Source organism: Caulobacter sp. GW821-FHT11E10, assembly GCF_058808375.1.
Genome location: NZ_JBXARP010000006.1, coordinates 186912 through 199647 on the forward strand (window position 1 = coordinate 186912; position 12736 = coordinate 199647).

General features: G+C 67.6%; 8 protein-coding genes. 1 reads left to right on the plus strand and 7 read right to left on the minus strand.

The genetic code is table 11. The annotated features are described in order from the left end of the window. Positions 1-12: 12 nt before the first annotated feature. From AC1RRV_RS14115 to AC1RRV_RS14135, 5 genes are all read right to left on the minus strand, one after another. Positions 13-507, minus strand: coding sequence for a GAF domain-containing protein (locus AC1RRV_RS14115; RefSeq protein WP_492860284.1), 495 nt, complete (start codon positions 505-507; stop codon positions 13-15). A gap of 131 nt (positions 508-638) precedes the next feature. Next, entirely contained in the window at positions 639-1208 is a 570-nt protein-coding gene (locus AC1RRV_RS14120; protein ID WP_492860285.1) for a hypothetical protein, read from the minus strand. A 231-nt stretch (positions 1209-1439) separates the two neighbouring features. Further along, the gene (locus tag AC1RRV_RS14125; RefSeq protein WP_492860286.1) at positions 1440-3788 is read right to left on the minus strand and encodes a methyl-accepting chemotaxis protein; all 2349 of its coding nucleotides are present in this window, start codon (positions 3786-3788) and stop codon (positions 1440-1442) included. 124 nt (positions 3789-3912) lie between these two features. After that, positions 3913-6231: a glucan 1,4-alpha-glucosidase gene (locus AC1RRV_RS14130; protein WP_492860287.1), complete on the minus strand. Its 2319-nt coding sequence runs from the start codon at positions 6229-6231 to the stop codon at positions 3913-3915. A 34-nt stretch (positions 6232-6265) separates the two neighbouring features. After that, positions 6266-7777, minus strand: coding sequence for an MFS transporter (locus tag AC1RRV_RS14135; RefSeq protein WP_492860288.1), 1512 nt, complete (start codon positions 7775-7777; stop codon positions 6266-6268). Positions 7778-8027: 250 nt separating this feature from the next. Here AC1RRV_RS14135 and AC1RRV_RS14140 point away from each other — a divergent pair, with 250 nt between their 5' ends. Next, on the plus strand, positions 8028-9116 hold the full coding sequence (locus AC1RRV_RS14140; protein WP_492860289.1) for a LacI family DNA-binding transcriptional regulator: 1089 nt from the start codon (positions 8028-8030) through the stop codon (positions 9114-9116). Here the strand turns inward: AC1RRV_RS14140 and AC1RRV_RS14145 are convergent. Both AC1RRV_RS14145 and AC1RRV_RS14150 read right to left on the minus strand, forming a co-directional pair. After that, positions 9113-10756, minus strand: coding sequence for an alpha-amylase family glycosyl hydrolase (locus AC1RRV_RS14145; protein WP_492860290.1), 1644 nt, complete (start codon positions 10754-10756; stop codon positions 9113-9115). The two genes, AC1RRV_RS14140 and AC1RRV_RS14145, sit on opposite strands and share 4 nt — an antisense overlap. Continuing rightward, positions 10735-12558, minus strand: coding sequence for an alpha-amylase family glycosyl hydrolase (locus tag AC1RRV_RS14150; protein WP_492860291.1), 1824 nt, complete (start codon positions 12556-12558; stop codon positions 10735-10737). Before AC1RRV_RS14150 ends, AC1RRV_RS14145 begins: the two co-directional genes overlap by 22 nt. Between the last annotated feature and the right edge of the window lie 178 nt (positions 12559-12736).

A 12736-nucleotide genomic window follows, 5' to 3' on the forward strand; every position in this document is an offset into this window, starting at 1 on the left:
CCATGGCGGAGGTCAACCGAAGGTCGCCGCCAGGATCTTTTCCAGCCAATGCTGGTCGGTCGTGTCGAACGAGGCGGGCTTGTCGGAATCGACGTCGAACACCGCGATCAACTCTCCGCCAGGACCAAACACCGGCACGACGATCTCGCTCTCCGAACGGCTGTCGCAGGCGATATGGCCCGGGAAGGCGTGGACGTCCGGCACCAGCTGGGTCTGGCCCGTCGCCGCCGCCGCGCCGCAGACGCCGCGCCCGAAGGCGATGCGCAGGCAACCCAGCGTGCCCTGGTAGGGCCCGACCACCAGCTCGCGCTCCCTGGTCGGATCGACCACGTAGAAGCCGGTCCAGAAGTAATGGTCGAAACTGTTGGCCAGCATCGAGGCCACCGTCGCCATGCGGGCGGTGACGTTGCTCTCGCCGTCCAGCACGGACGCGATCTCATCGGCGACCTCGGCATAGCGGGTCGCCTTGTCGGCGGAGAGGGTGATGTCGTTGAACGCTTCGGCCATGGCGGGGATATAGCGCGGGCGGCGGGGGATGTCAGAGGGGCGCGCGGAAAATCCCTCAGACACGAGGAGAGGGAATTGGCGGCGGCGATGGGTGGGGAGCTGACCTTGGCCGGCCAGGGTCTCCGCCTGTCCTATGCGGGGTGGTCGAAGAAGCGAATGATCCGCGACGACTGATAGCCGACGATCAGAATCCAGACGGCGACCTGGACGCGTTCGCGCGGGCTCAACAGGCCCACAAGGCAAAGCAGCGCAAGGCCCGCCTGGGCGATCGGATATTCGATGCCGAGCGACGCGAAATAGACCGAGCCCTTCGCCCACGTATCGAAGAAGTCGACACCCAACCACGCGATCAGCAGCCCGAAGAACCACCGCCGGCGGGCCATGAAGTAGTCCTTGAAGCTTTGGAACGACCCGACGTCGCTGGGGAAGAGCACGGCGCAGATCAGATAGATCAGGAACGCATAGCCGAGCACGAAGGCGTAAAGCTGGAACGACCAGTCGGTGATCAGCCGCAGCCGGAACTCCCACCACCACCAGAACACGGCGTTGACGAACATGTAGCCGACCCAGCCCAGGTGCAGCCACCAGACGCGCACGCGACTGGGCTGTTCGATGATCCGCGCCATGCCTTGCATCAAATGAGTCAGGGCGAGCCCGATCACGACTCCCGTCAGAACGACGACATATTCGAACATGCTCACGATGCCCCCTCCCAATCGCCCCTAGGCGGAGGACTATGCTAGCTTGGCCGCAATGTCCGCAATGGGTGGGAGTCGGATGTTCAGTGCGTCCTTCGAGGCTCGCCTGCGGCTCACGCCTCAGGATGAGGATCTCCTTGCACTGACCACCTCATCCTGAGGTGCGCGCTCCTGAGCGCGCCTCGAAGGACGCAGTGAGCCAATGCCCGACTAGGGTTGAAAGCCGCCCTCCCCTCAGAACTCCTCCCACTCCCCCGGCCGTGACCCCGGCTGCACCTTCAGCGCATTCGCCCCCTGCACATACCGCTGGCGGAAGCTCTCGCGCGTCGGAGCGGCGACCGGGCGCGCCACCGGCGCCGCCGGGCGACGCTCGATGCGAGCCGGCATTTCGCGGATCTCGGCGCCGACCTGGAAGCGGCCGATCAGGCGTTCCAGCTCGGCGGCCTCGGTCGAGAGGGCGTGGCTGGCGGCCGTGCTCTGCTCGACCATCGCGGCGTTCTGCTGGGTGACCTGGTCCATCTGGTTCACCGCCTGATTGACCTCGGCCAGGCCCGTGGCCTGCTCCTTGGAGGACGAGGCGATCTCGCCGACCAGTTCGTTGATCTCGGCCACCTGGACCAGAATCTCGCGCAGGGTGTCGCCGGTCTGGCCGACCAACTTGACGCCCTTGCCGACCTGCTGGCTGGAGGTGCTGATCAGGCCCTTGATCTGCTTGGCGGCGTCGGCCGAGCGCTGGGCCAGGGCCCGCACCTCTTGAGCGACCACCGCGAACCCGCGACCGGCCTCGCCAGCGCGAGCGGCCTCGACCCCGGCATTCAGGGCCAGGAGGTTGGTCTGGAAGGCGATCTCGTCGATGACGCCGATGATCTGCGTGATCGAGCGCGACGACTGCTCGATGCCGCCCATCGCCTCGACGGCTTCCTTGACCACCGCGCCGCTGCGCTCGGCGGCGGCCTTGGCGGTGATGGTCACCTGGCGGGCGCGCTCGGCGCCTTCCGAACTGCGGCGGACGGTGGCGGTGATCTGGTCGAGGGCGGCGGCGGTCTGCTCCAGGCCGGCGGCCTGGCGCTCGGTGCGCTGCGAGAGATCGTCGGCGGCGTTGCTGATCTCGGCGCAGCCGCCGCGAATGCTGCGGGCGGCGGTGAGGATGCCGGCCATGGTCGCCTGCAGGCTCTCGACGGCGGCGTTGAAGTCGCGCGGCATCTTGGCGGAGTCGCCCGAGAAGTCGTCCTCGCGCATGCGCCAGATCAGGTCGCCGTCGGCCAGGCGCTCCATGCCCTCGCCGAGGCTGTGGACGGCCTTGGTCTGGGCGGCGGCGAAGGCCTGGGCTTCCTGCTCGTGGCGCTGGCGCTCGATCTCGGCGGCGGCGCGTTCGGCCTCCTGCTCGGCCCGGCGGCGCTGGCCGTCGGCGAGGTCGTGGCGGAAGCCGTCGAGGGCGCGGGCGATGGCGCCGATCTCGTCGCCGCCATCGACACCGGGAACGGCCTCGTCGTATCGGCCGGCGCTCAGCTTATCGACGCTGCGGGTTAGGCCGGTCAGCGGCTTCTTGACCAGGGCGGCGCTGGCGAAGAACAGCGCGCCCAGGACGGCGACGGTGATCAGGAGACCGCCAACCAGCAGGATCTTGGCCAGGCGGTCGGCCGGACCGGTGATGGCGGCGGCCGGCACGTCCATGACCAGGGCCCAGCGCGTGTTCAGGTCGGGCATGGCGATCGGGCGGACGATGCGGATCATCGCGACGTCGCCCTCCTTGACGCCCAGGACCTCGACAGCCGCGCCGCCGGCCAGCACGCCGCGCACGGCTTCGGCGTCGGCGTCGGCGTAGGGCTTCATGCGTTGCTGCGGATCCGGGTGGGCTACCCATTGGCCGCCGGACGACAGCAGCATCACGCGACCGCCACCCAGCGGGTGCAGCTGCCCCAGGGCCTTGGACAGATTGTCCAGCGACATGTCGAGACCGGCCACGCCGATCAGCTTGCCGCCCGACAGCACCGGATAGGCCACCGAGGTCATGGCGACCTGGCTGCCCGCCACGGTGTCGAAATAGGGCTCGGTCAGGCTCGGCGCGCCGCTCTTGGCGGTGTCGGTGTAGTAGCTCTCGGCGAAGTCCGTGCCGTCCGACTGCAGCTCCAGGGCCGAGTGGCCGCCCGCATTCACCCAATAGACCGAGAAGCGGCCGTCCTTGTTCGACGCCGTGACCGTGTCGGCGACGTGTTCGGCGTCCTTGCCGTCCAGGGCATTTGGCTCGGCCATGAACCAGGCGCCCATGACGCTGCTGGTCGCCAGGGCGTTCGGCTTGACGATGGCCATGAACTTGTCGCGTTCGATCAGGCCCGCCTCGTGCGCGGCCGCGATCGATCCGCCCATGGCTCGCGAAGCCGCCGCCGCCGAGGCGATGTCGGCGGTCACCTGATCGATCGCCTCATTGGCGACAGCGCCGGCATACTGGTTGGTCAGACCGGAGACGATCGTGCTGGTGTGCGACGACACCGCGGCGGCGGCGGCCACCAGCAGCAGCCCGATCGCCAGCCCCGCCACCAGGATCAATTTCCAGGCGATGGTCAATCGGCGGAACGCTGTCATTTCAAAGGACTCCGGCAGCGAACTTGGCTGTTAACCATGTCTTCGCGTTCGAATCCTGAATCGGCCGTTAACTATGCTTTAGGCGCGCGGATCTGCGACAATCCGCGCGCCCGAACCGTCCCTCTCAGCGAGAGAACCGGGCCTTCACGGGCGCATAGTTGTCCCACACCCGGCCGTCGCTGACCGAGCGTAGCAGCTTGACGTATTCGGCGTGGCTCCAGGCCAGCGGCGTGGCGGAGTCGGTGCCCTCCCCGCGCGTGTAGCCGTGGCCGCTTTGCGCGCCGACGCCGTCCCAGACCTGTTCGGGAATCATCAGGCCTTCGTTGGCGAACAGCTCCATGGCGCGGACATAGGTGTCGCGGATCTTCTTGACCGCCGCCGCGTCCGGCTTGCCGGAGAGACTGGCCAGCGCCAGCTCGTAGTGGCCGCGCTCACCGGTGAAGATCGGCCAGACCCGGCCGCGCTGGCCAGGCCGCATCTGGTTGCCCGCGCCGTAGTTCGCGCCCGTCTTGGTGTCCTCGCCATAGCCGTCGACACCGTAGCGGCGCCAGCCTGGGAAGGTCCCCTCGACGCCAGGGAACTTGAAGCCGTAGCGAACGCGATAGAGGTCCTCCATCGACTCGTCATCCAGCTTGGGCAGGCTGGCGACGATGGCCGGATCATCGGCCCGGCGCACGCCGTAGCGGACCAGCTCCAGGAAACCGGCGTCCAGCATCTTGTCTTCCGGCACGGCCTGCTGGCCGTTGCGCTCCTCGACCTTGCTCCGGTTGTCCGGGTCCTGGTCGCTGTTGAGGCGCAGATAGTAGTGGCCGTCGCCGAGCGACCCCTTGGTCGTGACCATGCGAGCCTCGACCTTGGACGAATAGTCGTCGGCGGTCTGGCGGTAGAGTTCGGCCGAGGCCTTGTCGCCGGCGACTTCCGCGACGTCGCCCGCCACGACCAGACCCGCGATCACGGCGGCGGTCGTCGAGGGCGAGTACCCGCCCTGCTCTTCCCAGCGCTCCTGCTGGGTGAAGGGCGGCGTGATGGTGGACTTGTTCCAGTCCAGATCAACCTTGCCGCCCTTGACCAGGAAGTCGGCGGCCGGCTTCAGCATCTTGGCGTAGTAGGCCTTGAGCTCAGCTTCCGGCAGCCAGCCCAGCTTCCACAGCTTCCAGCCCAGCATGATCGGCATGGCCGTCTGGTCCAGCTGGACGCCGACCCATTCGGGCGTGCCGTCGACGTGCGACTTCTGCAGGAACCAGCCGCCGTCGCCTTTGTTGCCAGGCGTCTTGAGCCCGACCTGCACGGTGGGCAGATAGTAGAAGGCCGCCAGCGGCGTCTCCTTGTCGCCCAGGGCCGCCAGGGCCATGGCGCACTGGTAGAAGTCGCGCGGCCAGACGGCCTTGTAGCCGGTCGAGGACTGAGTGGCGTCGACCGTGTCGCCCCAGGGGTTCGACAGCGAGGCGATCAGGGCGCCGGCGTGGGTGCGGTCCTCCTGGACCTTCAGCATCAGGGCCGAGGCTTGGACCAGCTTGCCCCCGTCTTCCGAAGCTTCACGCAGGCGCGGCAGTTCGGTCAGCGAGGCGAGATAGTCTTCCCAGCCGACCCGCACGCCCTCGCCATTGTAGCGGGCCAGCACCTCGGCATAGCCGGTCTTCAGCGAGGCCGCGGCCGTCGCGTCGGCGCTCTTGGCGTCGGGACCGAAGCCGATGGCGAAGTCGAAGGTCGCCGCCTTGGCTACCGCCGGCAGTTGGCCCGTCAGGACGATCGCGCCCTTGGCGGAGGCGGTCGTGGCCTTCAGACCCAGTAGCGCGTCGTTGTCCCTTAGCGCGCTGGCCGAGGCCTTGGCGAAGGGCTTGGTCCCCTTCAGGCTCAGGAACGCCTTGCCCTCGAAGGCGGTCAGGGCGGAAGCCGAAGCCGCGCCCGTATCGCCGCCGCCGGTATTGGCCATGTGCGGCTCCAGCACCAGGGTCGGAGTCACCGAGCCCTTCAGCGCCTTGACCGTCACGCGTAGGAACAGGGCGTTGCGGTCGGGATCGGTGAAGATCCGCTTCTCGATGACGAAGCGACCCTGCTTGTCGGCGGTGGTGATCTTGTAGGCCGGCGACAGCGGACGGCCGGCGGCGTCGACGTGCAGGTATTCGGTCTTCGAGGTCGTATCGATGCCCTCGACCGCCAGGCCCGTCGAGGTCTGGACGGCGATGCGCATCTGCTTGATCTGGGCCTCGTGGATCAGGCCGTACATGGTCTCGGTCAGCACGCCGTCGGCGATCGAGAACCAGACCTTGGACACCGCTCCGGTCCTGCCGCCAGCCTTGTAGGCGCCGTCGACATAGGTCTCATAGGAAGCGCCGACGCCGGTCTTGGCCGAATAGGCCCAGGTGGTCGGGGTCGCGGCGTGGGTCTCGCCGGCGACGAACAGGGCGGCCGAAGCCAGGGCGAGAAGTTTCAGGCTACGCATGGCGAGGACTCGTCAGGCTGAAAGGAAAACGGGTTCAGGCGGGTTCGCCGGCGACACGGTCGCGGACGGCGAAGGTCGCGACGGCGGCGATCGCGAACGAGGCCGCGCCCAGGACCAGGGCGAAGATCGGCTGGCCGCCGAAGAAGGTCTTGAGCAACAGGCCCAGCACCGTCGCCGCCAGCAACTGCGGGATGACGATGAAGAAATTGAAGATACCCATGTAGACGCCCATCTTCCGGGCCGGCAGGGCTCCGGCCAGGATCGAGTACGGGGCCGACAGGATCGAGCTCCAGGCGAAGCCGACGCCGATCATGCCGATCCACAGCATGCCCGGCTCGCGGATCAGCAGGAACGACAACAGGCCGAGAGCGCCGAGCGCCAGGCAGGCGGCGTGACTGACCTTGCGACTGGTGGCCTGAACCATCAGCGGGATCACCAGCGCCGCCAGGGCCGCGACGCCGTTGTAGACGGCGAACAGCACGCCCACCCAGTCGGCGCCTTCGTTATAGGCCTTGGACGCCGCGTCGCTGGCGTGGAAGTGGACCGCCGCCACGGCCGGGGTCGTGTAGATCCACATGGCGAACAGGCCGAACCACGAGAAGAACTGCACCACCGCCAGCTGGCGCATGGTCCTGGGCATCCGGAAGAAGTCTTCCAGCACCTCGGAGAAGCCGTTGCTCGTCACGCCATGACGCTTGAGTCGGACGCCGACGATCCCGGCCGCGCCGAAGACGGCCAGCAGGCCGGCCAGGACGTAGAGCTCCTTCTCCAGCCGGGCGGTCCAGACGATCAGGGCCAGGGCCGCGCCGCCCATCAGGCCCAGGGCGGCCAGGCCGATATAGGCGTTGACCGAGGGCTCGGGCTCTTCATGGGACTGGAAGCCGCTCTCGGCGCGCTCGGCGGTCTCGAAGGCCTCCAATTGGTCGGGGCTGTATTCCTTGGTCGTGAACACCGTCCACAACACCGCGAGCAGCAGGCCCGCGCCGCCGGTATAGAAGGCGATCCGCACCGCGTCGGGGATCTGCCCCGCCGGGGCGGTGTTGGCGACGTGGAGCCAGTTGGTCAGCATCCAGGGCAGGGCCGAGGCCAGCACCGCGCCCAGGCCGATGAAGAAGCTCTGCATGGCGTAGCCGGTCGCACGCTGGTCGTCGGGCAGGTTGTCGCCGACGAAGGCCCGGAAGGGCTCCATGGTGATGTTGATCGAGGCGTCCATGATCCACAGCGCCGCGGCCGCCACCCACAGGGTGGGCGAGTTGGGCATGACCACCAGGGCCAGGGTGGTCAGGATCGCGCCCCAGAAGAAGTAGGGCCGGCGACGACCGAGACGCCCCCAGGTCTTGTCGCTGAGATGGCCGATGATGGGCTGGACCAGCAGTCCCGTGGCCGGCGCGGCGATCCACAGAATCGCAAGGTCGCCGACGTCGACGCCGAGCGTCTGAAAGATGCGGCTGGTGTTGGCGTTTTGCAGGCCGAAACCGATCTGGATTCCGAAGAAGCCAAAGCACATGTTCCAGATCTGCAGGAACTTCAGCCTCTGCCTGGCCATGGATCCTCCGCCCCCGCTCCGACCGCCGGTTGCTCCGGCTGGTTCGCAAGTTTTTTCATAAACCGTCGAGACCGACATCTGCGCATGCGCCGAAGCGGCATGCAACGAAAAATCCATATCTGATTGACGATACTGCTCGCCTCATCGAACCGCCAACCTCGCTAAAGCGCCTAAGGCCGCCACGCCTTGTCGCTAGGTGTTTGCAAGAGTTTTCAAGCCCAAGATTCGACCAAAACCACCCCCGTCCGGCTTGCAAACCAACTCGAACGGCGCCTTATGGGCGACTGAAAAAGTTTGCAGAAATCTTTGCACTAAGGACGGCTCGACGGTGACCAAGGGGGCGACGCGACTGGAGGACCTGGCCAAGCTGGCGGGGGTCTCGATCTCGACCGCTTCGCGGGCCCTCAACGACAGCCCGGCCGTCAACAAGCGCACCAAGCAGCTGATCTGGAAGCTGGCGCGCGAGATGGACTATCCCTTCCGCCGCTACATGCCCGCCGGCCCGATCGGGGCCGAAGCGACGATCGCCATCGTCACCCCCCGTCCGCAGGGGCGCGGCAGCAGCATGTCGGACCCGTTCTTCCTGGAACTCCTGGCTGGGGTCGGCGAGGCCGCGCGCGAACGCGGCTGCGACGTGATCCTCAGCCACATCGCCCCGACCAATTTCGAGGACCTGTCGGAGGCCATGACCTCCAGCCGGGCCGAGGGGGTGATCTTCCTGGGCCAGAGCTCGCTGCACGCGGCCTTCAACCGCCTGGCCGAGACCGAGACCCGCTTCGTGGTCTGGGGCGCGCAATTGCCCGACCAGAACTATTGCTCGGTCGGCTCGGACAACGTCATGGGCGGCCGGCGCGCGACGCTCCACCTGCAGCGGCTGGGCCGCAAGCGCATCGTCTTCCTGGGCGACACCGAGGCGCCGGAGGCCATGCAGCGCCACCGCGGCTATCTGGACGCGCTCGAGCACGCCAAGCTGGGCGTCGATCCCGACCTGATCGTGCCGGCCCACTTCGAGGTCGAGTCGGCCGAGGCGTCGGTCGACTCTCTGATCCATCACGGCGTGAAATTCGACGGCGTCGTCGCGGCCTCCGACCTGATCGCCCTGGGCGCCATCCGCGCGCTGAAGCACGCGGGCCTGGCCGTGCCTGGCGACGTCTCGGTCATGGGCTTCGACAACGTCCCGTTCAGCCGCTACGCCAGCCCGGCCCTCAGCACGATCGCCCAGGACACCACCAAGGCCGGCCGGCTGATGGTGTCCAAGCTGCTCGACAGCGGCGAACGCGCCAGCCGGTCGGAGCGCGTGCCGACGGACCTGATCATCCGCGAGAGCTGCGGGGGTTAAGCCCGCCGCGCGATCAGCCCCGCGCACGACGGCATCTCGCCCTCGCCGCCCAGGTTCACGCCGTCGAGCATCGCCCAGCCCTCGGGCAGCGACCACGTCACTGTCTCATGGCCCAGATTGAAGGCCAGCAGCAGTGCGTCAGCCCCCTCACCGCGCTGGAAGATCAGCAGCGGGCTGTTGGTGTGCACGAAGCTGATGCCGCCCGTACGCAGGGTCGGATGGGCGCGACGCAGGGCGATCAGGCGACGCGCGACATGCAGGGTCGAAGCCGGATCCGCCTCCTGGGCGTCCACCGCCAGCGGCAGGTGCTCGGGATCGACGGGCAGCCACGGCTCGACCGCCGAGAAGCCGGCGTTGATCGCGCCCGACGCCCACGGCATCGGCGTGCGCGCGCCGTCACGACCCAGGGTCTGGGGCCAGTTGGCGATGGCCTCGGGATCGACCAGGCGCTCGAACGGCACATCGGCCTGGGGCAGGCCCAGTTCCTCGCCCTGATAGACGAAGACGTTGCCGCGCAGGCCCATCAGCAGCAGCAGGCACATCTCGGCGAAGGCCTTGCGATCGCGACCTTCAGCCCAGCGCGACACCGCGCGCGGGGCGTCGTGGTTCGAGAAGGTCCAGGACGGCCAGCCCTCCCCCTCGTCGCCCGGCCACATGGCCGCGCCCCCGGGAACCATGTCGCCGGTCAGCTTGTCGGCATAGAGATAGAGGAAGCCGTAGGCGCTGTTCAGCCGATCGTTCCCGGCCGTGAACAGCTTCATCTCGCGATCGGCGTGGTCGCCGCCGACCTCGGCCACCGAGAACCGGCCGCCCGCCGCGTCCGTCAGCGCCCGCAGGCGGCTGAGGAACTTCGGGATGTCGGCATGGCTCTGGTTGTGGATCTTGTCCTGGAAGTCGAACGGCCGCGTGCGCTTGCCGCCCGGCGGCAGCGGCGGATTGTCGGTGAACGCCGGGTCGTGCATCGAGAAGTTGATGGCGTCGAAGCGGAAGCCATCCACGCCCTTGTCGACCCAGAACTGGGTGACCGCCAACAAGGCCTCCTGGACCGCCGGATTGTGCAGGTTCAGCTGCGGCTGCGAGGCCAGGAAGTTGTGCATGTAGTACTGGCCGCGGCGCGCGTCCCAGGTCCAGGCCGGCCCGCCGAACACCGACTGCCAGTTGCTGGGCGGGCTGCCGTCCGGCTTGGCGTCGGCCCAGACGAACCAGTCGGCCTTGGCGTTGGTCCGGTCCTGGCGGCTTTCCGCGAACCAGGGGTGCTCGTCCGAGGTGTGCGAGAACACAAGGTCGATGATGATCTTCAGGTCCAGCGCATGGGCCTTGGCGATCAGGGCGTCGAAGTCGGTCAGCGTCCCGAAGATCGGATCAACATCGCGATAGTCCGAGACGTCGTAGCCGAAGTCCTTCATCGGCGAGGTGAAGAACGGCGACAGCCACACCCCGTCGACACCCAGCGAAGCGATATGCTCGAGATGGGCCGTGACGCCCGGCAGGTCGCCGACGCCATCGCCGTTCGAGTCGGCGTAGCTGCGCGGATAGACCTGATAGATGACGGCGCCGCGCCACCATTCGGCGTTCATCGACGTCTCCGCACCGGGGCGCTCAACAACCTGCACTGTCACTATCGTCCCTCGGAAACGCAAATCATGTAGTCGAGCGGCCCCAGTTCGATGGAATAGCTGCCGGGCGCGACGGCGGTCGCGGCGCATGCGCCGTGCAGGGCCTTCCATGCGACGGAGCCAGCGTCGACCGGGAGCTGGGCCTTGATCGGCTTGTCGCTCGTATTGAAGACCGCCAGCACCTCGGTCCCCGCCATCAGGCGCGAGAAGGCCAGGAGCCCGGGCTTGTCGCCGGCCAGGCGGACGACCTGCCGGCCATCGCGCAGAGCGGGCGTGGCCAGGCGGATCTTCGACAGCGCGGCGATGCGGCGGTAGAGCACGCCGTCGGTCCCGAACGCCGACATCGGGCCCTTGGCGCTCGAGCCGACCAGACGGTTGTCGTTGTAGCCGGCGACCTGACTGGGGAACATGTCCTCGCGGGCGTCGGCATATTCGCCGTCCCCGGTGAAGCCCTGCTCGTCGCCGTAATAGAGGGTCGGCGCGCCCCGGGCGGTCAGCATGATGGCGTTGGCCAGGGTGACCCGGGCCAGCAGCTCGTCGTCGGAGATGTCCGGCCGGGCCCTCAGCACGAACCAGCCGAAGCGGCCCATGTCGTGATTGCCCAGAAAGGTCGGTAATTGGCGCGCGGTCGCCTCGCCGCCCTCGTAGACCGGATCGGCGGCGAAGACTCGGGCCAGCCGCTCGGTTCCAGCCTTGCCCGCCACCATGTCGACCACCGCCGACTGCAGGGCGAAGTCCAGCACCGCCGGCAACTTGTCGACGCGCGTGTGGCGCGCCAAGGCGGCCACATCGGGGTCGAACACCTCGCCGAAGATGTGGAAGTTCGGGATGCCCTTGGCCTTGGCGCGGGCCAGCATGGCCGGCACGAAGGCCTGCCAGAACTTGGGCTCCACATGACGCGCCGTGTCGATGCGGAATCCGTCGACGCCGAAGTCGTCGATCCAGCGGCCGTAGATCTCGATGAAGCCGGCGACCACACGCGGGTTCTCGGTGAACACGTCGTCCAGGGTCGCGAAATCACCTAGCAGCGAACTCTCGCCCGCGAAGGTGCTGTCACCCCGGTTGTGGTAGTAGATCGGGTCGTTCAGCCAGTCGGGCGTCTTGGCGTGCTCCTGGCCCGCCGGGACGTAAGGGGTGTAGGCCCAGTCGGTCCGCTTGAGCTTGCTGAAATCCTTGCCGTCGAAGCCGTCGTTGATCGGCGCGCCGTCGACGCCGCCCCGGCGGACAAAGGGGTAGTCCGCGACGCCGCGATAGGCGCAGCGACTGTCCGGACATTCCCGGTACTGGATGACGTCGGCCGTGTGGTTCACGACGATGTCCATATAGACCTTCATGCCCCGGGCATGGGCCGCGTCGACCAGAGCCTTGAAGTCGGCCTTGGTCCCCAGATGGGGATCGACGTCGGTGAAGTCGGTGATCCAGTAACCGTGATGCGCGGCCGATTCCTGGCCTGGGGGGCCCTGCACGGCGCGGTTGGTGAAGATCGGCGCCAGCCAGACGGCGCTCGCGCCCAGACCCTGGATATAGTCCAGCCGCCGGGTCACGCCCTTGATGTCGCCGCCGTGATAGAAACCCGCCCGAGTCGGGTCGAAGCCGTCGATTAGCGGGCCGCCCTTCAGCTTCCCGTGGTCATTGCTGGCGTCGCCGTTCTCGAAGCGATCGGGCAGGACGAAGTAGATCACCTCGTCCTGAGGCTTGCGCTGCAGGTAGGCCTTGGACGCCACCTGAGGCGCGGCGGACGCGGTCGTCGCCAGCGCGCCCATGCCAAGCGCGCTCAGGGCCGTCATGGCCAGCAGCGTCCGTCGCCAGGGCGTCAAGGCCGACATCGCTCCCCCTCCCAAGGCGGCGACCACGGCAGCCGGATCGCCTTTGCAACTCTTTGCAAGAATTTGCAGGCCCGATCGCAAGCTGTCAATCCACTCCCTTGAAGCGATTTGCGGTCCTTTCGCCCCAGATGACCCCGCATAAGTGGCGCAAGAAAGCCACAAGCCTGGGGTTTCCGCC

Coding starts and splice junctions, on each gene's coding strand:
- AC1RRV_RS14115 (WP_492860284.1), bottom strand. CDS start 507: ATGGCCGAAGCGTTCAACGACATCACCCTCTCCGCCGACAAGGCGACC.
- AC1RRV_RS14125 (WP_492860286.1), bottom strand. CDS start 3,788: ATGACAGCGTTCCGCCGATTGACCATCGCCTGGAAATTGATCCTGGTG.
- AC1RRV_RS14130 (WP_492860287.1), bottom strand. CDS start 6,231: ATGCGTAGCCTGAAACTTCTCGCCCTGGCTTCGGCCGCCCTGTTCGTC.
- AC1RRV_RS14135 (WP_492860288.1), bottom strand. CDS start 7,777: ATGGCCAGGCAGAGGCTGAAGTTCCTGCAGATCTGGAACATGTGCTTT.
- AC1RRV_RS14150 (WP_492860291.1), bottom strand. CDS start 12,558: ATGTCGGCCTTGACGCCCTGGCGACGGACGCTGCTGGCCATGACGGCC.